This is a genomic window from Jeongeupia sp. USM3, from assembly GCF_001808185.1.
Taxonomy (GTDB): Bacteria; Pseudomonadota; Gammaproteobacteria; order Burkholderiales; family Chitinibacteraceae; genus Jeongeupia.
In genome coordinates this window covers 468,565-491,259 of sequence record NZ_CP017668.1, presented here as the reverse complement: position 1 = coordinate 491,259, position 22,695 = coordinate 468,565, and the positions used below count along the sequence as shown (strand labels likewise).

Below are 22,695 nucleotides of genomic sequence, written 5' to 3'. Positions count from 1 at the left end.
TTACGGCTTGGGCTTGCCCCAGCTGCCGGTGCTTTTCGGCGCCGTGGCGGCTTCGCCGTAGGCCGACTTGATGCCCTCGGCCAGTTCGAGCACGGCGCTCGCATACAGCGTGCTCTTGTTGTAGCGGGTGATGACGTAGAAGTTCGTGTAGCCGAGGTAGTAGCGGGTGAAATCCGGCTCGGTATCGAGCGCGAACAGCACCGCCTTCCGTTGCGGGTCGACTTCGTGCAGCGGCTTGATACCCTTGGCCATCATCTCGGCCACCGTGTAATGCAGGTTGAACTTGTCAGCCAGCAGCGCGTCGACCTGGTCGCTGTCGACGTTGACGACATCCATCGTCGGGCCGTTCTTCTCCCAGCCGTGCGCGGCGAGATAGTTGGCGACGCTGGCGATCGCGTCATCGGCGTTGTTCCAGATGTCGCGATGGTGGTCGCCGCTCCAGTCGACCGCGTACTGGCGGAAGCTCGACGGCATGAATTGCGGCCAGCCCATCGCGCCGGCGTACGAACCCTTGAACGACAGCGGATCCTCGTTCTCCTCGCGCGCCAGCAGCAGGAACTGGGTCAGCTCCTTTCTGAAGAAGTCGGCGCGGCGCGGGTAATCGAAGGCGACGGTCGACAATGCGTCGATGACGCGGAAGCTGCCGGTATTGCTGCCGTAGTTGGTTTCGGCGCCGATGATCGCGACGATCACCTCGGCAGGCACGCCATAGCGCGCGGAGACCGCGGCGAGCGTGGCGGCATTGGCTTGCCAGAACTTCGTTCCGGCCTTGATGCGCGCCGGATTCACGAAGTTGCCGCGGAACTGGTACCACGGGCGGCTGGTCGACGGGCGATCGAGGATGGCGAGGATGTTCGGCTTGAGCTGTACCTGCGCAAACAGCGCATCGAGCTTGTCGCGGGGCATGTTTTCACTGGCGGCGACGTCGTTCAGGTATTGCTGCACATCGGGCCGGGCAATCAGGGCGTCATCGGCGAGCGCCGGTGCGGTCAGGGCGAGCGAAAGCAGGGTGCAGATCAGGGTGGTGCGCATGGATTCCTCAAGCGGCTGGGCCGGACGGTTTGATTTATTGCGACAGCGCGCTGGACAGCAGCTTGGCGGTGACGTTGACGATCGGGATCACGCGCTCGTAGGCCATCCGGGTCGGGCCGATCACGCCGAGCGTGCCGACAATCTCGCCGTTGCTGCGGTACGGCGCGGTGATGACCGAGCAGTCGCCGAGCGGCTCGAGACCCGATTCGCCGCCGATATAGATCTGCACGCCTTCGGCGCGGTTGCCGACGTCGAGCAGCTGCAGCAGCGCGGTCTTGCGGTCGAACAGCTCGAACAGCTGGCGCAGCCGGCCCATGTTCGACGCCAGATCGTCGCTGTCGAGCAGGTTGCGCTCGCCCGAGATCAGCACCGCGTCGCTGCCCGACGAGGCCATTTCGTCCTGCGCCGCCGCGTTGAGCAGGGCGACGAGCTCGCCCTTCAGTGCGTGCACCTCGGCCTGGACGACGCTGCGCAGATGGCCGAAAGTCTTGCCGGCGCAGTGGGCGTTGAGAAAATTGGCGGCTTCGGTCAGCTGTGCCGGCGTGTAGGCGGTCTGTGTGGTCAGGATGCGGTTCTGCACGTCGCCGTCGGCGGTGACGAGGATCAGCAGTACGCGGTTCTCGCCGAGTTGCAGGAACTCGATGTGCGTGAGGATGGCCTCCTGCCTTTTGGGCAGCATGACAACGCCGGCGAAGTGCGTCAGTTGCGATACCAGTTGCGATGCGGCAGCGATCGAGCGCTGCGGATTGCCCTTGGGCAAGCCGCCAACCTCGGGCGTAGCGGTCCGCTCGAGCCGGTCGAGTGACTGCATCACCATCAGCGAGTCGACGAAAAAGCGGTAGCCGCGCGCCGTCGGTATCCGCCCGGCCGAGGTGTGCGGGCTGGCGATGAAACCGAGGTCTTCGAGTTCGGCCATGACGTTGCGGATCGTCGCCGGGCTGACCACCAGGCCGCTGGCCTGGGACAGGGTCTTCGATCCGACCGGCTGGCCGTCGGCGATATACCGTTCGACGAGGGCCGTGAGCAGATGTTGGGCGCGTTCGCTGAGCATGCTCCGATTCTAACGCCGTTGCCGTGTGCGTGCCCGGGGTGGCTATGGTTTAATTCCGCCATGGTGGCCGCTGGCCACCCGAATGGATATCGCAATGACAACCCTGTTCAAGACCGTGGCGCTGGTCGGCCGGCGAAGCACGCCGACCATCGCCGAACCGATGGCCCGCCTCGCGGCGATGCTGACCGCGCGCGGTGCAAGCGTGCTGATCGACGAGGAGGCGGCGGCCGAGCACGGCATCGCCGCCTACCCGACCGTGGCGCGCGAAATGATCGGCCGGCTCGCCGATCTGGTGATCGTGATGGGCGGCGACGGCACCATGCTCGGCATCGCACGCCTTGTGGCGCCGTACCGGATTCCGCTGATCGGCGTGAACCAGGGGCGGCTCGGCTTCATGACCGACGTGCCGCTCGGCGAGATGGAGAAAGTGATCGGCGACATGCTGTCCGGCGCTTTCGTCCCCGAGGAGCGCATCCTGCTCGAAACGACGATCTGCCGCGGCGACGAGGAGTTCGGTCCGTCGCTGGCGTTCAACGACGTCGTATTCAGCCGCGGTTCGACCGGCTCGATGATCGAGTTCGAAATCATCATCGACCGCCAGTTCGTCTACAGCCAGCGCTCGGACGGACTGATCGTCAGCACACCGACCGGTTCGACCGCTTACGCGCTGGCGTCGGGCGGGCCCATCCTGCATCCGAGCCTGCCGGCGGTAACGCTGGTGCCGATCTGCCCGCAATCGCTGTCGAACCGGCCGATCGTCGTCAGCGACGACGCCGAAGTCGAATTCCTGCTGACGCGCGCCAACGACGCACGGGTCTATTTCGACAACCAGTCGGACTTCGAGCTCAAGGAGCACGACCGCGTGCGCATCCGCCGCTACCGCAACACGCTGCGCATCCTGCACCCGGTTGGCTACAACTACTACGACATGCTCCGGGCCAAGCTGCACTGGGGCCACAAGCTGCAGTAACCCTTTACCCCGAACGGACGTCCCGAACGCATGCTGCTTTCGCTCAGGCTCAAGAATTTCGTCATCGTCGACGAGCTCGCGCTCGATTTCACCGCCGGCCTCACGGTGCTGACCGGCGAGACCGGCGCCGGCAAGTCGATCGTGCTCGACGCGTTGGGTCTGCTCCTTGGCGACCGGGCCGAGAGCGGCATCATCCGGCATGGCTGCGAGCGTGCCGAGCTGGCCGCCGAGTTCGAGCTGGGCGATGTGCCGGCCGCCGGCGAATGGCTGGCCGAGTCGGACCTGGCCGATGTCGATCCGGCTCGCCTGGTGCTGCGCCGGACCATCGACATCCACGGCAAGAACCGCGCTTTCATCAACGGCAGTCCGGCGACGCTGGCGCAACTCAAGGCCGTCGGCGAGCTGCTGGTCGACATCCACGGCCAGCATGCGCACCAGCGCCTGTTGCGTGCCGAGGTGCAGCGTCAGGTGCTCGATGCCTACGCCGGCGCCGAATCGCTGGCGGCCGAACTGGCCGAAGCATGGCGCGGCTGGCGCAGGCTGGCGGACGAGCTCGACGCGGCGCACCGCAATGCGGCGACGTTCGAGGCCGAGCGCGAGCGGCTGCAATGGCAGATTGACGAGGTCGCCGCACTGGCGCTCGGCGACGACGAGTGGGGCGCGCTGCAGGCCGAACACAAACGGCTGCACCATGCCGCCAGCCTGATCGACGGCGTGCAGGCGGCCTTGCTGGCGCTGGCGGACGGCGACGAAAACTGCCAGGGCTGGCTGGGTGGTGCGCAGCACCGTATCGACGAACTCGCCGGCTACGACGACGGGTTGGCCGAAGCGCGCGAACTGCTGGCGTCGACCGATGCCCAGCTTGCCGAGGCGGTGAATACGCTGCGGCGCTATGCCGACGGGCTCGAGCTCGATCCGCAGCGGCTGGCCGATGTCGAAACCCGCATGGACGCAATCTGGCGCACCGCGCGCAAGTATCGCTGCGAGCCGGAACAGCTCGCCGGCCTGCTGGCCGAATGGCAGGCGCGGCTCGATACGCTCGGAGGTCGTGACGGGCTGGCGCGGCTCGAGGCCGATGTCGCCGGCGCCGAGAAGGCGACGCGCGCGCTGGCCAAGGCATTGACGGCCAAGCGGGCTGCCGTGGCGCCGACGCTGGCCGAGGCCGTGACGCGGGAGATGCGGCCGCTGGCGCTGGCCGACAGCCGCTTCGAAATCGCACTGAGCCCGCTCGACAAATTGTCCGCGCATGGCGCCGAGAGCGTCGAGTTTCTTGTCGGCCACGGCGATGCGCCCGCGAAACCGATGGCCAAGATCGTTTCCGGTGGCGAGTTGTCGCGGATCAGCCTGGCGCTGCAGGTGATCGCGGCAACGCAGGGCGGGATTTCGACCTTCGTATTCGACGAGGTCGACGTCGGCATCGGCGGACGGGTTGCCGAGATCGTCGGGCGCCTGCTCGCCGACCTGGGTGCCAGCCGCCAGGTACTGTGCATTACCCACTTGCCGCAAGTCGCCGCCTGCGGCCATCGGCATCTGCAGGTCAGCAAGGCCAATACGCCGGCCGGCATCGTCAGTGCGGTGCGCCCGCTGGCGAGCGACGAGCGCATCGAGGAGATCGCCCGGATGCTCGGCGGCGTGGAGATCACCGAAACCACGCGACGCCACGCGGCCGAGCTGCTCGGTCTGGTCCAGTCGGCATGAGCGAGGTCGTCTGCTCGCCGGCGCCGGATTGGACCGACGCCGATGCCGGCTTCATGCGCGAAGCGCTGGCCGAAGCGGCGCGCGCCTGTGCCCTGGGCGAGGTGCCGGTCGGCGCGGTCGTCGTGATCGACGGCGAGATCGTCGGCCGCGGCTGCAACCAGCCGATCACGCTGCACGACCCTAGTGCACATGCCGAGATGCTGGCCTTGCGTGACGCGGCGCAACGGCTCGGCAATTACCGCCTGCCCGGTGCGCAGCTCTACGTGACGCTGGAGCCCTGCCTGATGTGTGCGGGCGCGATGCTGCACGCGCGGCTGGCGCGCATCGTCTACGCAACAACCGACCCCAAAACCGGCGCCGCCGGTAGCGTGATCAACCCGTTTCCGGATCGTCGCCTCAACCACCAGACCGAAGTTGTCGGCGGGCTCTTGGCCGACGAGGCGGCCGCGCAGCTGCGGGCGTTCTTCCGGGCGCGCCGCGAAGCCGAAAAGGCGCGCCGCGCCACGGCGGGCTGAGCAGGGCCGGTTGTGACATTTGCGCGTCAGCGCAATACGGCATCCGCTGTAGTCGGGTATTCCGACGCTACACTTGATTCCGCCATCTGCGGCCGGCTGCAAGCCGCCGCGCCAACATTCACAAAAACGAAGGTGGGGTCGAAAATGAAACGTCTGGTATTGCCGCTCTTGCTCACGGCGGCGTTTGCGCACGCGGACAGCGTGGTATTCGAGGAAAACTTCGAGGGTGATCTGGCCAAGTGGGTCGGCCAGCGCGGCGACGGCTCGGTGCCGATGAACGCCTCGCTGGTCGACGATCCGCTCAAGCCCGGCAACAAGGTCGCGCGCTTCGACAAGCCGGTGTACGGCGGCGACATCTTCACCAAAGAGCAGTTTCCCGAAGGCAAGTATGTGCTGTCGTTCGATTACCTCGGCACCTGCGGCGGCAACTGCGGTGGCGTCATCGGCGTGACCGCCGAATTCCCGGGGCGCGACCAGTGGCTGGCCGGCACGGCCAATTCCGGTTTTCCGGACCGGATCAAGGACACCGGCAAGTGGGAGCATTACGACCTCGACTTCAAGGGGCGTTTCGACTTCCACCTGGCGCTCGAGCAATGGACCAGCTCGGCCGGCGCGGGCAAGGACATCTATTTCGACAACATCAAGCTGGTGCGGAAGGGTGACGCCGCAGCGTCGGCCGGCACCAAGGCCGCCGCGGCCGTCGCCGTTACCGGCGTGCCGGCGCCGAAGTCGCCGCAGATGGTCGGTTATTTCCCGGCCTGGGCCAAGCACAACAGCAATTACTGGGTGAAGGACATCGAAACCTCGGGCGCGGCCAAGCGACTGACGGTGATCAACTACGCCTTTGCCAACGTCAAGGACAACAAGTGTGTCGTCGGTGTCGAGGCCAAGGGTGTTGGCGCGGCGGCGGACGATTACTGGGATCCGGTGCCGAAGGCGCACACGCTCGACGGCAAGGACGATCTGGGCGACAAGGGACTGTTCGGGCACTGGAATCAGCTCAAGCAGCTGAAGAAGGCCAATCCGAACCTCAAGGTCGTGATCAGCCTGGGTGGCTGGAGCTGGTCGAAGTACTTCTCGGATGCGGCGCTGCCGCAGAACCGCGAAGCCTTCGTCAAATCCTGCGTCGACGCCTATATCAAGGGCAACGTGCCGGACAAGCAGGGCAAGCTGGTGAGCGGGCTCGCCGCCGGCGTGTTCGACGGGATCGACGTCGACTGGGAATACCCTGCCGCCGAGGGCGAGAAAGGCAATATCGTCCGCAAGGAGGACACCAAGAACTTCACCGCCTTGCTGGCCGAGTTCCGCAAGCAGCTCGACGCGGTCAAGCCCGGCCTGATGCTGACGATCGCCAGTCCGGCCGCCAGCGACAAGTCGGCGATGATGGAACTGGACAAGATCCATCCGTCGCTCGATTTCATCAACATCATGACCTACGACTTCAGCAACGGCTGGGCCAACCAGAGTCAGCCGCACGCCAATCTGTACGGCAGCAAGAAGGACCAGTTCGCGATCGACTATACGGTCAAGGATTACCTCGAGAAAGTGCCGTCGCAGAAGCTGGTGCTGGGCGTGCCGTTCTACGGCTACGGCTGGATGGTCAAGAGCACCGACAACAACGGCATGTACCAGCCGGCCAGCGGCCCGGCCAAGGGGCCGGTCGAACAGGGCAGCAAGCCGTACGCGCAGATCAAGACCGCGCCGGGCAAGGTGTTCCGTGACGACAAGACCCGCGCCGTCTGGAAGCTCAGCGGCAACGAAGTATGGAACTACGACGACCCGCAGGCGCTGCAGGAGAAGGTCGAGTTCGTGAAGAAGAACAAGCTCGGCGGCGTGATGTTCTGGGAGCTGTCGAACGATACGGCCGACGGCGAGCTGAGCAAGACGCTGGCCGATGCGCTGAAGAAGTAAGCGCGCCGGCCTCGTGAAAGGACGCCTTCGGGCGTCCTTTTTTTATGTCCGAACCGTTCCGCGCGGCTTAGTGACGCGGTGCCAGTCTGTTAGAATCAACGGTTCGTTCCACCTTACGCACTTACCATGCTCAGCCTCTACAACACCCTCGCACGCGAGAAGCAGGTCTTCACCCCCATCCATGCCGGCAAGGTCAATATGTACGTCTGCGGCATGACGGTGTACGACTACTGTCATCTCGGCCACGCGCGGGTGATGGTGGTGTTCGACATGGTGGCGCGCTGGTTGCGGGCGTCGGGTTACGACGTCAATTACGTGCGCAATATCACCGACATCGACGACAAGATCATCAAGCGTGCGCTCGAGAACGGCGAGGCGATCAACGCGCTGACCGCGCGCTTCATCGCGGCCATGGACGAGGATGCGGCGGCGCTCGGCGTACAGAAGCCCGATCACGAGCCGCGGGCGACCGAGTTCGTCGGTAAAATGCACCATCTGATTGCGCAACTGATCGACAAGGGGCTGGCCTACCCGGCGCCGAACGGCGACGTGTACTACGCGGTGCGCAAGTTCGACGGCTACGGCAAGCTTTCGGGCAAGAGCCTCGAAGACCTGCGCGCCGGCGAGCGTGTCGATGTCGACGTCAACAAGCAGGATCCGCTCGATTTCGTGCTGTGGAAGGCCGCCAAGGTGGACGAGCCGCAGGACGCCAAGTGGGCATCGCCCTGGGGCGAAGGCCGGCCGGGCTGGCATATCGAGTGCTCGGCGATGAGCTGCCACCACCTCGGCAGCCATTTCGACATCCACGGCGGCGGCGCCGACCTGCAGTTCCCGCACCACGAGAACGAGATCGCCCAGTCCGAAGGCGCCAGCGGTCATGCCTACGTCAACTACTGGATGCACAACGGTTTCATCCGCGTCGACAACGAGAAGATGTCCAAGAGCCTGGGCAACTTCTTCACGATCCGCGAAGTACTGCAGAAGTTCGATGCCGAAGTCGTGCGCTTCTTCATCCTGCGCGCCCACTACCGCAGTCCGCTCAACTACTCGGACGTGCACCTGAACGATGCCAGGAATGCGCTGACGCGACTGTACACCGCACTCAAGGGGGTGCCACCGGCCGATGTCGCCATCGACTGGCAGAGCCCGTATGCGGCACGCTTCAAGGCCGCGATGGACGACGATTTCAATACCGTCGAAGCCGTGGCCGTGCTGTTCGAGCTGGCGCACGAAGCCAACCGGCAGCAGTCGGCGCAATTGTCGGGCGAGCTGAAGGCGCTGGCTGCCGTACTGGGCTTGCTGGAGAGCGACCCGCAAGCCTTTCTGCAGGGCGGCGATGCCGGCGAATGGACGGCCGAAAAGGTCGACGCTGCGATTGCCGCACGCAAGGCGGCGAGGGCGGCGAAGGACTGGGCCGAGTCCGATCGTTTGCGTGACGAGCTGGCCGCCGCCGGCATCGTCATCGAGGATGGCCCGCAGGGAACCAGCTGGCGACGCCAGTAGCCCGTTGTTCCCTGAAGAAAACGGCCTCGATGAGGCCGTTTTCTTTCCTCGGCCCCGGCGTCTACAATGGCATCGGGTATTTTGTGACTAGTAGACTATCCCGCCATGCGCCATCCAGACGACCGCCAAACAGCCGAACTGCCGGGACTGCCCGTCACCAAAAAACGGGGGCGGCCATCGATCGGCCCCAAGGCAATGACCTCGGCCGAACGCAAGCGCCGCAGCCGCTTCAACCAGCTGCAGCGCGCACTGCAGAGCAAGGATGTCGCCAATACGCAGATTCCGGCCCAGCTCAACGCCGTGGTTGACGAATCGACCCGGCGCTACCTGGTTGCCACCGCACGGGAGCAGGGCACGACCGTGGGCCGGCTGATCGACCAGCTGGTTGCCGCCGAACGGCACCGGCAGGAAGAAGCCAAGCGCCCCGCATTCGAGCTTGTTTCGCCGAATGCGCCAGCCCCCCAGCGCTGAGGGCACGGGCGATCAGTCCGGTTTTTGCGCCTGCACGGACAATTCGACGTATGAGATGAAGAACTGGGCCGGTTCGACGGTGTCGTCCCCCAGCGTCCAGGCATCTTCCATCGTGCCGTTGTCGGCGGAGGCCTTGAGCCAGAGTTCGGCCAGCTGTTTCTCGCTCAGCTTGTGCTGGCGGCCGTAGGCGATCGCATCCTGCTTGGCCGTGCGGTAACACGGGATGGCTTTGCGGGCGTATTCCTTGCTGGCCGGATCGACGCTGGCGGGAATCGCCCGAAGACAGGTCACGAACGCCTGGGTCACCGGGCCGTCCGAAATCGGCACCGATGCGGCGAATGCAAGCGTGGTGATGTGGGCGGCTGCGAGTGCTGCAGCGGTCTTGAGGATGTTTCGTTTTTTCATGGGCGAAGCATAACGTCCTGGGCGAGCGGCTGTGAATGGATTGCCGCCCGGGTGTGCGATCCTGGCCATGCGCGCGCGGCACTTCCCGGGCTGGAAGGGTGGTGAGCGAGGGCGTGCCTGACTGCGGAGCCGGGCGGCGTTCTGGCCGGTGGCTCGGGCTCTTGGGCATAAAGTTCCGCCGCGGTGAATAGTCACCCGGCATGCATAAGCGGGTGCGAGGCTTGTGTTGCGTCAAGCCTGGCAATAGCAAGCGGCAATTAAACTTTGGCTTCCGTTTGATTTTCCGTTGCCCGGGTGTCGCTTCTCGTTCTCCGAGTTTCGTCGATTTCGTCTTGCGCCGTCCGCGCCTCGGTCGCCATGGAGGGCGTGCGTGCACGATCATGACAACAAGCAAAACCCGAGCGTCAACAGTCAGGCCGACTGGTACCGGCTGGACGTGGATGCCGTACTTGACCACCTGAACAGCGATGCGCATGGCCTGGACGAGGCCGAAGTGCAGCGTCGGCTCACCCGGCACGGTCCGAACAGGTTGCCGGAGCAGGCCGGCAGGCCGCGCTGGCTCAAATTTCTCGCCCACTTCAACGACGTACTGATCTATATCCTGCTCGCGGCAGCAGTGCTGACCGGCGTGATGGGGCATTGGGTCGACACCGTCATCATTCTCGGCGTGGCGGTCATCAATGCGCTGATCGGTTTCTACCAGGAAAACAGCGCGGAGAAATCGCTGCAGGGCATCCGCGGCATGCTGTCCAGCCGTGCGCACGTGATCCGTGCCGGTGCAAAGCGTGATATCGATGCCGAGGCACTGGTCCCCGGGGATATCGTCACGCTGCGCCCGGGCGACCGGATCCCGGCCGATCTGCGCCTGCTCGAAGTGCACAATCTTCGCGTCGAAGAGGCCATCCTCACCGGCGAGTCGACCGTCGTTTCCAAGTTCATTGATACGATCGCCAGCGAGTCGGCCATCGGCGACCGCATCAATCTGGCGTATTCCGGCACGACCGTCAGCGCCGGCACCGCAACCGGGGTCGTGGTCGCTACCGGCGAGCATACGGAGCTGGGCCACATCAACGGCATGCTGGCCGCGGTCGAGCCGCAGCAGACGCCGTTGCTGCAGCAGATGCACCGGCTGGGCAAGGGCATCTTCTACCTGATCGTCGCGATGATGGTGCTGCTGTTCGTGTTCAGTGCCGTGCTGCACGAAGCCCCCTTGGGCGAGCTGCTGCTCACGCTGATCAGTCTGGCTGTCGCCGCCGTGCCGGAGGGCCTGCCGGCCATCATCTCGATCATCCTGTCGATGGGCGTGCAGAGCATGGCAAAGAAAAACGCCATCATCCGCAAGCTGCCGACGGTCGAGACGCTGGGCGCGATGACGGTCATCTGCTCGGACAAGACCGGCACGCTGACGATGAACGAGATGACCGTGAAGGCGGTGCTGCTCGCCGACGGCGGCTATCTGGTCGACGGCGAGAGCTACGACCCGGCGGGTTCGTTGTCCGACGAGGCGACCGGCAGCGATGTCGATCCGGCCAGCCGGCCGGCGCTGAAGCAGTTCATCGCCGCGATCCATCTCTGCAACGATGCGCAGCTGCGGCAGGGCGACGATGGCCGCTGGCAGATCATCGGGGCGCCGACGGCCGGGGCGTTGCAGGTGCTGGCCGCCAAGACCGGGCTGCATTTCGACGATGCCGAACTGATCGACAAGATTCCGTTCGATTCTGCCTACAAATATCAGGCAACGCTGCACCGCACCGACCGGGTCAACACCGTCTTCATCACCGGTGCGCCGGACGTGCTGTTCGCCATGGCGGAATCCGAGCTGGGCGAGGGTGGAGCGCAGCCGTTCCGCCGGGACTTCTGGGAGGCCGAGATGGCGCGCTATGCCCGGCTCGGCCTGCGCATGGTGGCCGCCGCATGCAAGCCGGCCGCCGACGACGCAAGCCGCATCGATCACGACGATCTGTCCGGCGGCGTGGTTTTCCTCGGCATTGCCGCAATGATGGATCCGCCACGTCCCGAGGCGGTCGAGGCGATCGCGGTCTGCCAGCAGGCCGGCATCCGCGTGAAGATGATCACCGGCGACCACCCGGAAACGGCGATGGCCATCGGCAAGATGCTCGGCATGCGCGATTGGCAGGATGCGATCACCGGTGCCCAGCTCGAGCACATGAGTGATGCCGAGCTGGGCAGGGTGGCGGCAAACCACGACATCTTTGCGCGCACGAGTCCGGAGCACAAACTCAGGCTGGTTCGGGCCTTGCAGGCCAGCGGCGAGGTGGTCGGCATGACCGGCGACGGCGTGAACGATGCGCCGGCGCTGAAGCAGGCCGATGTCGGCATCGCCATGGGCATCAAGGGGACCGAGGTCACCAAGGAGACCGCCGACATGGTGCTGGCCGACGACAATTTTGCGTCGATCGCCCGCGCGGTCACGGAAGGCCGCCGCGTCTACGACAACCTGAAAAAAACGATCCTGTTCGTTTTGCCGACCAATCTGGCGCAGGGGCTGCTGATCGTTGTTGCGTTGCTGGCGGGTACGACGATTCCGCTGACGCCGCTGCAGATCCTCTGGATGAACATGGCGACATCGACCACGCTGGCCTTCGGCCTGGCGTTCGAGCCGGCCGAGGCGGGCATGATGCGGCGCAAGCCGCGCGCGCCGGGCAAGTCCATTCTCGATCTGCATGCCTTGTGGCGGATCGGGCTTGTCGGCGTCCTGATCGCCGGCAGCGCATTCTGGCTCGAGGCGTACCTGCTCGGCCGCGGCTACGGCGAGGGCTTCATCCGCTCGGTGCTGCTGCAAACGCTGGTCACGGCGCAGTGGGTCTACATGTTCAATTGCCGCATCCAGGACCGGTTCTCGTTGAATGCGGCCATGTTCCGCAATGCCGGGCTGTGGCTGGCGAGCGCAATCCTGTTGCTGCTGCAACTGGCGATCTGCTACGTACCGGCAATGAATCGCGTCTTCGGCACCGAACCGTTGCCGCTGGCGTACTGGGGCATTGCCCTGCTGATCGGCTTGGCCGTGTTCGTCGTGGTCGAGCTGGAGAAGTGTGCGGTGCGCTGGCTTCGGCAGCACCGGCACGAAGCAGCATGAACGTGATTGACCACCAACCAGGAGAATGTGATGACCACCATCCTTGTTCCCGTCGACGGCTCGCGCCAGTCGATGAATGCGGTCGAAGCCGCGCTTGATTTTGCCGATTACCAGCCGTTCGACCGTCTGGTGCTGCTGAACGTACAGGTGCCGATCGTGCGTGGCCGCAGCTTCATGACCGACGCAGACGTGCTGGCCATCTACAAGGCCGAGGCCGACCGTGCTTTCGAAGACGCCTGCAAAACGCTCGAGGCGCGGGGTGTCCGCTTCGAGGCGCTCGCCCAGCCCGGCCCGGTGGCCGAGACCATTGTTCGCGTTGCCGGCGAGATCGGTGCGGATCACATCTACATGGGGACACGCGGTTACGGCGCAGCCATCAGCGCCATGCTCGGGTCGGTGGCCGGCAAAGTCGTCGGCCTGAGCGATCTACCCGTCACCCTTGTCAACTGAGCTGCAAAGGAGAGCCTGTCATGCTGAATATTCTGATTCCGGTCGATGGTTCGGACAATGCGCTGCGTGCGGTCGACTACGCGATCGGGCTGGGAAAAACCGGCAAGCCGCTGACCGTGCGACTGCTCAACGTGCAACAGCCCATGCTGTACCCGTCGCTGGTCGAAGGAATCGCCAACACCCAGTCGATGCAGGCGATGCTGCACGAGCAGGGCGAGTCGGCCATTGCCGCTGCAGCCGCAAGGCTGGCCGATGCGGGCATCCCGTTCAGCCAGAAAATCCTGTTCGGCAAACCTGCGACGGTGATCCGCGAGCAGGCCGGGCGTGCCGACTGCCATCGTGTCGTCATGGGAACGCGCGGCAGCGGCGCGTTGCAGCGCTTCGTGTTTGGCTCGGTGGCCTACAGCGTAGCCAGCACTGCAAGCGCGCCGGTGACGCTGGTCAAGTAAACCGCGCGGCTTGGCGGTCCGAAACACCGGAATGGCGGCATCTTTTCGGTGTGTCGGACGCCAGGATGCCCGGCTGGAAAACCATCAGGGCAAGGTGGATGGGTGGTGCAGGGCGACCTGCTTGACCGCCATTTGCCGGCGCCGCTTTCTTGTGCGACTCTCTTGTGAAAATTTCTACGAGAGTCAGTAATTCGCCTGGTGTTGGTTGTTATCGCCGTCTGCGCGGCACTGTATGGTGCCGTGCAATTCCGGCTGGATGACGGGCGGCTTGGGCCGGTGGACGGGATGAAAGAGCGCATCGCCGCGCAGATTTCGAAAGTCGTCGCGGACAAGACCCCACCTCAGACCGCCCATCCGCCGGTTGCCGCAGGCGGCCTGGGTGCCGACGACAACGGTCAGCAATATGTCTACAAGTGCGCGGACGCCCGTGGCGCAATCACTTACCAGCAAAACCCTTGCGGCCGGGGTTCGCGGCTTGTTTACCAAAAGCCCATTTCGGATTTTCCAGCGACCGCGGATCGTTCCGCGAACCCGTCGCGCATTCAGTCGGCTCAGCCTCAAGGGGATCCTCAGGTAGTGGTCGCCCGCGGCCCCGATCCGATCGAGTGCAAGCGATTGCGTCAGGTTTACAGTCGCAACTGGGCTGAGAACAAGCTCAAGGATTGCCCGTACTGCAAGCGGGTAATGATGGATGCTTCAGAAAAAATGTTGTCGATGGGTTGCCCGCCGATCAATGGCTGATCGCTCGTTGTTGCAGGCCTGGCGACCGTGGCGGACCGCTTTGGCGTCATGAGGGATCGGAGCATCCCGGCCGCGCGGGGTTGCCTCTCGCGTGTCGTACTGAAGCGGCTAGGGAGCGCAGTGCTCCGAACCGCTTCCATGCCTAGATAACTTTACATAATATACATTATGCGACATAAAAGAATAATAAAACTTGCAACTTGATGCATATCAACTTTATTGTTCCAGCCAAGGACTATTCTGGCGATGACCCAATCGGCACGATTCCAGAATCGCCCCGGCCTTTGATCAGGCCGTTGCCGCCGTGAACGGCGGCACTTTCAAAACCAAGGAGATCACCAATGGCTGTTACTTCGGTGCAAGAACTCGACGCTCTGGTTGCCCGCGTAAAGAAAGCGCAGCAACTGTTCGCAACCTACACCCAGGAGCAAGTCGACAATATCTTCCGCTGCGCCGCGCTGGCCGCAGCCGATGCGCGCATCCCGCTGGCCAAGCAGGCTGTCTCCGAAACCGGCATGGGCGTGCTTGAAGACAAGGTCATCAAGAACCACTTTGCATCGGAATATATCTACAACGCCTACAAGGACGAAAAGACCTGCGGCGTGCTGTCGACCGACGACGCGTTCGGCACGATCACCATTGCCGAGCCGATCGGCATCATCTGTGGCATCGTCCCGACGACCAACCCGACGTCGACGGCGATCTTCAAGGCGCTGATTTCGCTGAAGACCCGCAACGGCATCATCTTCAGCCCGCACCCGCGCGCCAAGGATTCGACCAATGCCGCCGCGCGCCTGGTGCTCGAGGCCGCTGTTGCCGCCGGCGCGCCGCGCGACATCATCGGCTGGATCGATGCGCCGAGCGTCGAGCTGTCCAACCATCTTATGAAGCACCCGGACGTCAATCTGATCCTGGCAACCGGTGGCCCGGGCATGGTCAAGGCCGCCTACTCGTCCGGCAAGCCGGCGATCGGCGTCGGCGCCGGCAACACGCCAGTGGTCGTTGACGAAACCGCCGACATCAAGCGCATGGTCGCGTCGATCCTGATGTCGAAGACCTTCGACAACGGCGTGGTCTGCGCATCCGAACAGGCCGTGATCATCGTCGACGAAGTCTACGAAGCCGCCAAGGAGCGCTTCTCGAAGAACGGCGGCCACATCCTGAACAAGAAGGATGCCGAGGCCGTCCGCAAGGTCATCCTGATCAATGGCGGCCTGAATGCCAATATCGTCGGCCAGTCCGCGATCAAGATCGCCGAAATGGCCGGCGTCAAGGTGCCGCCGTACACCAAGGTGCTGATCGGTGAAGTGACGTCGGTTGGCGAGGAAGAAGCCTTCGCGCACGAAAAACTGAGCCCGGTGCTCGGCATGTATCGCGCCAAGGACTTCTACGATGCGGTCACCAAGGCCGAAGCGCTGGTCGCGCTGGGCGGTATCGGCCACACCTCTGCCCTGTACACCGACCAGGACTTGCAGGCCGAGCGCATCAACTACTTCGGCGACAAGATGAAGACCGCGCGGATCCTCATCAACACCCCGTCGTCGCAAGGTGGTATCGGCGACCTCTACAACTTCAAGCTGGCCCCGTCGCTGACGTTGGGTTGCGGTTCCTGGGGCGGTAACTCGATCTCCGAGAACGTTGGTCCGAAGCACCTGATCAACAAGAAAACCGTCGCGAAGAGGGCCGAAAACATGTTGTGGCACAAACTGCCGAAGAGCATCTATTTCCGCCGCGGTTGCCTGCCGATCGCACTCGAGGAACTGAGCAACAAGAAGCGCGCCGCGATCGTTACCGGCCACTACCTGTTCAACAACGGCTTCTGCGACGAGACCATCCGCATCCTCAAGCAGATGGGTCTGGAAGTCGAAGTGTTCTACGACGTGCCGGCCGATCCGACGCTGGAAGTGGTCCGTGCCGGCGTGGCGCTGCTGAACACCTTCAAGCCGGACGTGATCATTGCGCTCGGCGGCGGCAGCCCGATGGATGCGGCCAAGATCATGTGGGTGATGTACGAACACCCGGACGTCCACTTCGAAGAACTGGCACTGCGCTTCATGGACATCCGCAAGCGCATCTACAAGTTCCCGAAGATGGGCATCAAGGCCGAACTGATCGCAATCCCGACCACCTCGGGCACCGGTTCGGAAGTGACGCCGTTCGCCGTGGTGACCGACGAGAAGACCGGCATGAAGTACCCGATCGCCGACTACGAGCTCACGCCGAACATGGCGATCATCGACGCCAACCTGGTCATGGACATGCCGAAGAGCCTGACCGCTTACGGCGGCATCGACGCGGTGACCCATGCCCTCGAAGCCTACGCATCGGTGATGGCGACCGAGTACTCGGACCCGCAGGCCCTGCAGGCGCTGAAACTGCTGAAGGAATACCTGCCCTCCTCGTACGCCAACGGCGCCAAGGATCCGAAGGCGCGCGAACAGGTGCACAACGCGGCCACGATCGCCGGCATGTCGTTTGCCAACGCCTTCCTCGGCGTCTGCCACTCGATGGCGCACAAGATCGGTGCCGAGTTCCACCTGGCGCACGGTCTGGCCAACGCCCTGCTGATCTCGAACGTCATCCGCTACAACTCGGTCGACATTCCGACCAAGCAGACCGCGTTCAGCCAGTACGATCGCCCGATCGGCAAGTGCCGCTACGCCGACATCGCCGAGCACCTCGGCCTGCCGGGCAAGAACGACGACCAGAAGGTCGAATCGCTGATCGCCTGGGTTGACGAAATGAAGGCTTGCCTCGACATTCCGATGTCGATCCAGGCGGCCGGCGTGCCCGAGAAGGAGTTCCTCGCCAAGCTCGACGAGGTGGCCGAAGAAGCGTTCGACGACCAGTGCACCGGCGCCAACCCGCGCTATCCGCTGATCTCGGAGCTGAAGCAGTTGCTGCTTGACAGCTACTACGGCCGTCCGTATGTCGAAGCGTACGAACGCGAAGAAGCCAAGACCAAGTAAGCGCTTGCGCTGAAAAGAAAACCCCGGCACCTGCCGGGGTTTTTGTTTGCCCGCGCATTACCCCCTTACACGGACAGTGCAACGGCGAGATGCGGGTCGATGATGGTGAAGCGCCCTTCTCCGCCGCTGCCCAGCACGCGGTTGCGCACCAGCTTCTTCAGGCTGCTCTGCACCTGCGACGACGATACCGACGCAACACCGGTCTGTTCGGCCAGATGGGCGCGGAACGCGTTGCCGTACAGCCGTGGCGCACCCTTGGCGATTTCGACCAGCAGCAGCCGGTCCAGCCGGCTCATGTCCTCCCACGACAATGCCGACACCGCATGGCGCTGCAGCCGGGCCTGCTGCAGCTGCAGGCCTTCGGCCAGCGTGCGCTGCGGGTTCAGTACCAGATCCTCGATCAGCGCCCGCAGGTAGTACGGTATGCGCTGCAGCCGGTTGAAGGCGTCGAGCATGCCGGCCTCGTCGACCTGCCCCCAGGTGATGCCCTCGTAGGGGCTGGACAGCTGGCCGAAGGTGCGCTCGCCGTCACGGTTTCCCTGCGTGCGCAGCTGATACTGGCTGACCAGGTGCCGAACGAAGCCATCGCCGATGTCGGGCAGGTTCAGCACCGCGCTCTGCTGCTGGAGACGCAGCGGAATGGCCTGCGTCTCGTTGCCGAGGGTGACGCCCATGACCAGTTTGGCGCGCCCGCCCAGCGCGCCAAATGCATGCATCACGTCGCGCAGCATCGCATCGCCGCCGGGCTGCATGGCAATCAGGTCGGCATCGTCGATCAGCAGCAGCGATTTGCGCTTGTCGTCGCGCAGTTGTGCAAGTTCGCGCGTCAGTCGTTCGGCCAGCGTCAGCCGGGTGGGCGCTTGCCGGCCGGTCAGCGATGCAAGCTGGCGACTCAGCCACTTCTCGCCGGCGGCGAAGTCGGCCAGCCACTCGACAAACTGCCGTTGCAGCGCGCGGGGCGAGACGGCGTCGCAAGCGAAGTAGCGGACACGCCAGCCGGAACGCTCGGCTTCGGCAATCAGGTCGCGTTGCAGGAATTCGCTCTTGCCCATCTGCGCCGGCGAAGCCAGCGTTACCGACTGCGCCAGCCCGCTTTGCAGGGTCGCCATCATGGCCTGCGCCAGCTCGGCACGCGCAAAGTGCCATCCCGTTCCCGATTCCGTTGGCATGCTCGTCCCTCATCCACGAATGCATAATTATGCATCAACACACTATTTGATGCATTCGAGAATAATAGTTGTTCTATCTAACTGATTAACAAAGAAAATATGATTTGCTGTACTGCGGAATTAAACGGCGGTGAGCAAAACCCGAATATTGGCAATATTCCAATTCCGGCGGATGAGGCCGGGTATCAGGATGCAGGGCAAGCCATTCAACACCGCAAGGAGCCCTCATGCTGCAAGACATCCTGCCCGCCGGAAGCATCCGCTTTGCCACGCAGTTTGCCGACTGGCGCGACGCCGTCCGCTCGGCATGCGAGCCGCTGCTCGAACGCGGTGCCATCGAGCCGGCCTACATCGACGCGATCATCGACAACGTCGAGAAGATCGGCCCCTACATCGTGATTGCGCCGGACGTGGCGATTCCGCATGCCCGCCCGGAGGCCGGCGCCAAGGCGATCGCGATGTCGCTGCTCAAGGTCGAGCACCCGGTGAAGTTCGGCGACGACCCCGACCATCATGCCCGGCTGCTGTTCGCCTTCTCGGCCACCGATTCGCACAGCCACCAGCGCGCACTGAAGCAGCTCGCCCACTGGATCATGGACGAAGACAAGTTCGCCGCCCTGCAGGCGGCCACCACCACCGGGCAGATCACCGCGCTGATCGCCTCGCTCGCCGACTGATTCATCACGTCTGACAAGGAACACCACCATGAAAATCCTCATCGTTTGCGGTAACGGCCTCGGCAGCAGCCTGATGCTGGAAATGGCCGTCAAGGACGTCCTGCGCGAACTCGGCAGCGACGCCGAGGTAAGCCATACCGACCTGTTCTCGTCGCGCAGCGAAACCGCCGACCTTTTCCTCGGCTCGCGCGAGATCATCGACAACCTCGACGACGGCAGCCGCAAGGTCGCGTCGCTGAAGAACATCATGGACAAGGCCGAGATCAAGTCGGTACTGGCGCCCTACCTGTCCTGACCCCCGCACGCCGGCCGCCCGGCCGGCTTCATCACCCGCAGAGGTGCACCATGAAATTCCTGCTCGACATCCTTTCCGATCCGGCCGTGCTGATCGGCGTGTTTGCGCTTGCCGGCCTGCTGCTGCAAAAGGCCAAGGTTTCCGACGTCGTCGGCGGCACGATCAAGACCATTCTCGGCTTCGTCATCCTCGGCGCCGGTGCGCAGATCCTCGTCGGCTCGCTCGACATCTTCCGGCAGATCTTCGACCATGCCTTCGGCCTGAAAGGCACGATCCCGAACAACGAGGCGATCGTTGCGCTGGCGATGAAGCAGTTCGGCACCTACACCGCCTACGTGATGATCCTCGGCATGGGCTTCAACCTGCTGCTGGCAAGGGTCACGCCGCTGAAGTACATCTTCCTGACCGGTCACCACACGCTGTTCATGGCCTGCCTGCTGGTTGCCGTACTGTCGGCCGGCGGCATGCACGGCATCGGTCTGGTGCTGGCCGGCGGTGCGCTGCTCGGTGTGCTGATGGTGGTGATGCCGGCGCTGGCGCAGCCGTTCACCCGCAAGATCACCGGCAACGACAGCTTCGCGCTCGGCCACTTCGGCACGATCGGCTACCTGTCCGCCGCGCTGGTCGGCAAGGCATTCGGCAAGGGCGGTCGCAGCACCGAGGACATCAAGGTGCCGGAATCGCTGCGCTTCCTGCGCGACACGTCGATCTCGATGGCACTGACGATGGGCATCCTCTACATCATCGTCTCGCTGTTTGCCGGGCCGGCCTTCATCGAAGGCACGCTGTCTGGCGGCGTGAACTTCCTCGTCTTCGCGATCAAGCAGGCGCTGGTGTTCTCGGCCGGGGTCTACATCATCCTCGCTGGCGTGCGGCTGCTGATTTCGGAAATCGTGCCGGCCTTCAAGGGCATTTCCGACAAGCTGATCCCGAATGCCAAACCGGCGCTGGATTGCCCTGCGGTGTTCCCGTTCGCACCGAACGCGGTCGTCATCGGCTTCATGTCGAGCTTCCTCGGCGGTTTGCTGGCGATGTTCCTGACGCCGGCACTGGGCCTGGCGGTGATCGTGCCGGGACTGATTCCGCACTTTTTCACCGGCTCGACCGCGGGCATCTACGGCAACGCCACCGGCGGGCTGCGTGGCGCGGTCGTCGGCGCCTTCGTCAACGGCCTGCTGATCAGCTTCCTGCCGGCGATCCTGCTCAACAGCCTGGGTGCGCTCGGGTTTGCCGGCACGACCTTCGGCGACACCGACTTCGGCGTGGTCGGCATCGTGCTTTCGGTTTTCCTCGGTCGCTTCTGACCGGCGCGGTCCAAAAAAAAAGGAGCCTGCGGGCTCCCTTTTTTCGATGCCGCGGATCAGGCGGCTGCCAGCGCCTCGAGCGCTTCGCTGATCTCCAGCCACTGCATTTCCAGCTCGTCGATCTCGCCCTTGAGCTGCGACTCGCGCCGCAGTACCGACTGCAGCTCGTCCTTGCGGCCGGCTTCGTACAAGGCGGCATCCTGCAACTGCGTGGTCAGCTCGGCGTGCTCGGCCTGTTTCGGCGTCAGCGCCTTTTCGATCTTGCCCAGACGCTGCTCAAGCGGCTTGCGCTGTTGCGCCAGCGCCTGGCGCGCCTCGGCTTCGGCACGTTTCTGTGCCTTGCGGTCGAGCCCCGCGTCGGATGCCTGCAGGCCGGGTGCGGCCGTTTCGCCGCGTTTTTCCTGGCTGTAGCGCGAATAATCGTCGAGGTCACCATCGAAAGGCTGCACGGTGCCCGATTCGATCAGCCAGAAGTCGTCGACCGTCGCCCGCAGCAGGTGCCGATCGTGCGAAACGATGATGATGGCGCCGTCGAAATCGGTCAGCGCCCGGGTCAGTGCCTGCCGCATGTCGATGTCGAGGTGGTTGGTCGGCTCGTCGAGCAGCAGCAGGTTCGGCCGCTGCCAGATCACCAGCGCGAGCGCCAGCCGCGCCTTCTCACCGCCCGAGAACGGAGCCACCGGGCTCGATGCCATAGTGCCGCGGAAGTCGAAACCACCGAGGTAGTCGCGCAGCTCCTGCTCGCGGGTGTCGGGCGCGAGCTTCTGCAAGTGCCACAGCGGCGACTCGTCGAGTCGCAGATGCTCGAGCTGGTGCTGGGCGAAATAGCCGACCTTGAGCCCCTTGCCCTCGTGCCGCTCGCCGGCGAGCAGCGGCAACTCGCCGACCAGCGTCTTGATCAGCGTTGATTTGCCGGCGCCGTTGACGCCGAGCAGGCCGATCCGCGCCTGCTTCTGCAGGCTGAGATCGAGCTTGCGCAGCGTCGGTTTGCCAGCGGCATAACCTGCCTCCCCGCCTTCGATGCGCAACAGCGGGTTCGGGCTCGATTCGGGCTCGCGGAACGAGAACGTGAACGGCGAATCGACGTGGGCCGCGGCGATGATTTCCATCCGCTCAAGCGCCTTGACCCGGCTCTGCGCCTGCCGTGCCTTGCTCGCCTTGGCCTTGAAGCGGGTGATGAACGATTCGAGGTGGGCGATCTCGCGTTGCTGCTTGTCGTGCGCCTGCTGCTGCTGCGAGAGCTTTTCGGCGCGCTGCGCCTCGAAGCTGGCGTAGTTGCCGGTGTAGAGGTTGAGCTTGCCCTGCTCGACATGCAGGATGCTGCCGACGGTGGCATCGAGGAAGTCTCGGTCGTGCGAGATCACCAGCAGCATGCCCTGATAGCTGCGCAGCCAGCCTTCGAGCCAGACGACGGTTTCGAGGTCCAGGTGATTGGTCGGTTCGTCGAGCAGCAGCAGGTCGGAGCGGCACATCAGCGCCTGCGCCAGATTCAGCCGCATGCGCCAGCCGCCGGAAAAATCGGAGACCGGCCGCGCCATTTCGGCTTCGGAAAAGCCGAGTCCGGCCAGCAGCTTGGCGCCGCGCGCCCGCGCGGTATAGCCGTCGACGGCTTCGTAGCGGGCCAGCAGCTCGGCGTGATGGACGCCGTCGTCGTGATCTTGCGCCAACGCCTGTTCGAGTGCGCTCAGTTCGGCGTCGCCGCGCAGCACGTAATCGAGCGCCGGGTCGGCCAGCGCCGGCGTTTCCTGCGCAACGTGACCGATCGTCAACCGCGGCGGCAGTTCGATGTCGCCGCCATCGAGGTGCAGCTCGCCGCGCAGCAGGGCAAAGAACGATGATTTCCCGGCGCCGTTGGCGCCGACGACGCCGGCCTTCTGGCCGGGATTGAGGGTCAGGTCGGCCTGGTCGAGCAGGACCTTGAGGCCACGTCGCAGCGTGGCGGATTTGAGTCGGATCATGGGTCGGAGTTTACCAGACCTCCGGTCGGG

At 64.2% G+C, this 22,695-nt stretch carries 19 protein-coding genes; 14 read left to right on the top strand and 5 right to left on the bottom strand.

Annotated elements, in window-relative coordinates:
* Together mltB and hrcA are read right to left on the bottom strand one after the other, a co-directional pair.
* Positions 1 to 1,032: a lytic murein transglycosylase B gene (mltB, locus tag BJP62_RS02205; RefSeq protein ID WP_070526049.1), complete on the bottom strand. Its 1,032-nt coding sequence runs from the start codon at positions 1,030 to 1,032 to the stop codon at positions 1 to 3.
* Between the two features lie 34 nt (positions 1,033 to 1,066).
* Positions 1,067 to 2,083: a heat-inducible transcriptional repressor HrcA gene (gene hrcA / locus BJP62_RS02200; protein WP_070526048.1), complete on the bottom strand. Its 1,017-nt coding sequence runs from the start codon at positions 2,081 to 2,083 to the stop codon at positions 1,067 to 1,069.
* A gap of 94 nt (positions 2,084 to 2,177) precedes the next feature.
* Between hrcA and BJP62_RS02195 the strand changes: the two genes are divergently transcribed.
* From BJP62_RS02195 to BJP62_RS02170, 6 genes are all read left to right on the top strand, one after another.
* A complete protein-coding gene (locus BJP62_RS02195; protein WP_070526046.1) occupies positions 2,178 to 3,053 on the top strand; it encodes an NAD kinase in 876 nt (291 codons plus the stop codon).
* Positions 3,054 to 3,083: 30 nt separating this feature from the next.
* Positions 3,084 to 4,751 (top strand): DNA repair protein RecN, encoded by a 1,668-nt coding sequence (recN, locus tag BJP62_RS02190; protein ID WP_070526044.1) that lies wholly within the window; start codon positions 3,084 to 3,086, stop codon positions 4,749 to 4,751.
* Positions 4,748 to 5,266, top strand: coding sequence for a tRNA adenosine(34) deaminase TadA (gene tadA / locus BJP62_RS02185; RefSeq protein WP_070526042.1), 519 nt, complete (start codon positions 4,748 to 4,750; stop codon positions 5,264 to 5,266). Before recN ends, tadA begins: the two co-directional genes overlap by 4 nt.
* A 144-nt stretch (positions 5,267 to 5,410) precedes the next feature.
* On the top strand, positions 5,411 to 7,177 hold the full coding sequence (locus tag BJP62_RS02180) for a glycoside hydrolase family 18 protein (protein ID WP_083300646.1): 1,767 nt from the start codon (positions 5,411 to 5,413) through the stop codon (positions 7,175 to 7,177).
* Between the two features lie 126 nt (positions 7,178 to 7,303).
* Entirely contained in the window at positions 7,304 to 8,680 is a 1,377-nt protein-coding gene (cysS, locus tag BJP62_RS02175; protein ID WP_070526039.1) for a cysteine--tRNA ligase, read from the top strand.
* A 195-nt stretch (positions 8,681 to 8,875) separates the two neighbouring features.
* Positions 8,876 to 9,151 (top strand): hypothetical protein, encoded by a 276-nt coding sequence (locus tag BJP62_RS02170; RefSeq protein WP_070526038.1) that lies wholly within the window; start codon positions 8,876 to 8,878, stop codon positions 9,149 to 9,151.
* A 12-nt stretch (positions 9,152 to 9,163) separates the two neighbouring features.
* On the opposite strand, the gene BJP62_RS02165 is transcribed toward BJP62_RS02170, so the two are convergent.
* On the bottom strand, positions 9,164 to 9,556 hold the full coding sequence (locus BJP62_RS02165) for a hypothetical protein (protein ID WP_070526037.1): 393 nt from the start codon (positions 9,554 to 9,556) through the stop codon (positions 9,164 to 9,166).
* A 370-nt stretch (positions 9,557 to 9,926) separates the two neighbouring features.
* Here BJP62_RS02165 and BJP62_RS02160 point away from each other — a divergent pair, with 370 nt between their 5' ends.
* From BJP62_RS02160 to adhE, 5 genes are all read left to right on the top strand, one after another.
* Complete coding sequence (locus BJP62_RS02160; protein WP_070526036.1) at positions 9,927 to 12,653, top strand: cation-transporting P-type ATPase; 2,727 nt, start codon at positions 9,927 to 9,929, stop codon at positions 12,651 to 12,653.
* Positions 12,654 to 12,659: 6 nt separating this feature from the next.
* The gene (locus tag BJP62_RS02155) at positions 12,660 to 13,103 is read left to right on the top strand and encodes a universal stress protein (RefSeq protein WP_145927071.1); all 444 of its coding nucleotides are present in this window, start codon (positions 12,660 to 12,662) and stop codon (positions 13,101 to 13,103) included.
* Between the two features lie 20 nt (positions 13,104 to 13,123).
* On the top strand, positions 13,124 to 13,552 hold the full coding sequence (locus BJP62_RS02150) for a universal stress protein (RefSeq protein WP_070526034.1): 429 nt from the start codon (positions 13,124 to 13,126) through the stop codon (positions 13,550 to 13,552).
* Between the two features lie 198 nt (positions 13,553 to 13,750).
* The gene (locus BJP62_RS02145; protein WP_070526032.1) at positions 13,751 to 14,293 is read left to right on the top strand and encodes a hypothetical protein; all 543 of its coding nucleotides are present in this window, start codon (positions 13,751 to 13,753) and stop codon (positions 14,291 to 14,293) included.
* A 341-nt stretch (positions 14,294 to 14,634) separates the two neighbouring features.
* Positions 14,635 to 17,262 (top strand): bifunctional acetaldehyde-CoA/alcohol dehydrogenase, encoded by a 2,628-nt coding sequence (adhE, locus tag BJP62_RS02140; RefSeq protein WP_070526030.1) that lies wholly within the window; start codon positions 14,635 to 14,637, stop codon positions 17,260 to 17,262.
* A 65-nt stretch (positions 17,263 to 17,327) separates the two neighbouring features.
* Here adhE and BJP62_RS02135 read toward each other — a convergent pair whose 3' ends face one another.
* On the bottom strand, positions 17,328 to 18,431 hold the full coding sequence (locus BJP62_RS02135; RefSeq protein WP_070526028.1) for a hypothetical protein: 1,104 nt from the start codon (positions 18,429 to 18,431) through the stop codon (positions 17,328 to 17,330).
* A gap of 227 nt (positions 18,432 to 18,658) precedes the next feature.
* Here BJP62_RS02135 and BJP62_RS02130 point away from each other — a divergent pair, with 227 nt between their 5' ends.
* Genes BJP62_RS02130 through BJP62_RS02120 form a run of 3 tightly spaced genes read left to right on the top strand, consistent with a single transcriptional unit; the run spans position 18,659 to position 20,707 of the window.
* Complete coding sequence (locus BJP62_RS02130) at positions 18,659 to 19,108, top strand: PTS sugar transporter subunit IIA (protein WP_070526026.1); 450 nt, start codon at positions 18,659 to 18,661, stop codon at positions 19,106 to 19,108.
* A gap of 28 nt (positions 19,109 to 19,136) precedes the next feature.
* The gene (locus BJP62_RS02125; protein WP_070526025.1) at positions 19,137 to 19,403 is read left to right on the top strand and encodes a PTS sugar transporter subunit IIB; all 267 of its coding nucleotides are present in this window, start codon (positions 19,137 to 19,139) and stop codon (positions 19,401 to 19,403) included.
* A 50-nt stretch (positions 19,404 to 19,453) separates the two neighbouring features.
* Entirely contained in the window at positions 19,454 to 20,707 is a 1,254-nt protein-coding gene (locus tag BJP62_RS02120; protein ID WP_070526023.1) for a PTS ascorbate transporter subunit IIC, read from the top strand.
* A gap of 56 nt (positions 20,708 to 20,763) precedes the next feature.
* Here BJP62_RS02120 and BJP62_RS02115 read toward each other — a convergent pair whose 3' ends face one another.
* Complete coding sequence (locus tag BJP62_RS02115) at positions 20,764 to 22,665, bottom strand: ATP-binding cassette domain-containing protein (RefSeq protein ID WP_070526021.1); 1,902 nt, start codon at positions 22,663 to 22,665, stop codon at positions 20,764 to 20,766.
* Between the last annotated feature and the right edge of the window lie 30 nt (positions 22,666 to 22,695).

What these genes read in the sequence shown, in the direction of transcription:
- mltB (WP_070526049.1), bottom strand. Translation starts at nt 1,032, where the DNA reads ATGCGCACCACCCTGATCTGCACCCTGCTTTCGCTCGCCCTGACCGCA.
- hrcA (WP_070526048.1), bottom strand. Translation starts at nt 2,083, where the DNA reads ATGCTCAGCGAACGCGCCCAACATCTGCTCACGGCCCTCGTCGAACGG.
- BJP62_RS02195 (WP_070526046.1), top strand. Translation starts at nt 2,178, where the DNA reads ATGACAACCCTGTTCAAGACCGTGGCGCTGGTCGGCCGGCGAAGCACG.
- recN (WP_070526044.1), top strand. Translation starts at nt 3,084, where the DNA reads ATGCTGCTTTCGCTCAGGCTCAAGAATTTCGTCATCGTCGACGAGCTC.
- tadA (WP_070526042.1), top strand. Translation starts at nt 4,748, where the DNA reads ATGAGCGAGGTCGTCTGCTCGCCGGCGCCGGATTGGACCGACGCCGAT.
- BJP62_RS02180 (WP_083300646.1), top strand. Translation starts at nt 5,411, where the DNA reads ATGAAACGTCTGGTATTGCCGCTCTTGCTCACGGCGGCGTTTGCGCAC.
- cysS (WP_070526039.1), top strand. Translation starts at nt 7,304, where the DNA reads ATGCTCAGCCTCTACAACACCCTCGCACGCGAGAAGCAGGTCTTCACC.
- BJP62_RS02170 (WP_070526038.1), top strand. Translation starts at nt 8,876, where the DNA reads ATGACCTCGGCCGAACGCAAGCGCCGCAGCCGCTTCAACCAGCTGCAG.
- BJP62_RS02165 (WP_070526037.1), bottom strand. Translation starts at nt 9,556, where the DNA reads ATGAAAAAACGAAACATCCTCAAGACCGCTGCAGCACTCGCAGCCGCC.
- BJP62_RS02150 (WP_070526034.1), top strand. Translation starts at nt 13,124, where the DNA reads ATGCTGAATATTCTGATTCCGGTCGATGGTTCGGACAATGCGCTGCGT.
- adhE (WP_070526030.1), top strand. Translation starts at nt 14,635, where the DNA reads ATGGCTGTTACTTCGGTGCAAGAACTCGACGCTCTGGTTGCCCGCGTA.
- BJP62_RS02135 (WP_070526028.1), bottom strand. Translation starts at nt 18,431, where the DNA reads ATGCCAACGGAATCGGGAACGGGATGGCACTTTGCGCGTGCCGAGCTG.
- BJP62_RS02130 (WP_070526026.1), top strand. Translation starts at nt 18,659, where the DNA reads ATGCTGCAAGACATCCTGCCCGCCGGAAGCATCCGCTTTGCCACGCAG.
- BJP62_RS02125 (WP_070526025.1), top strand. Translation starts at nt 19,137, where the DNA reads ATGAAAATCCTCATCGTTTGCGGTAACGGCCTCGGCAGCAGCCTGATG.
- BJP62_RS02120 (WP_070526023.1), top strand. Translation starts at nt 19,454, where the DNA reads ATGAAATTCCTGCTCGACATCCTTTCCGATCCGGCCGTGCTGATCGGC.
- BJP62_RS02115 (WP_070526021.1), bottom strand. Translation starts at nt 22,665, where the DNA reads ATGATCCGACTCAAATCCGCCACGCTGCGACGTGGCCTCAAGGTCCTG.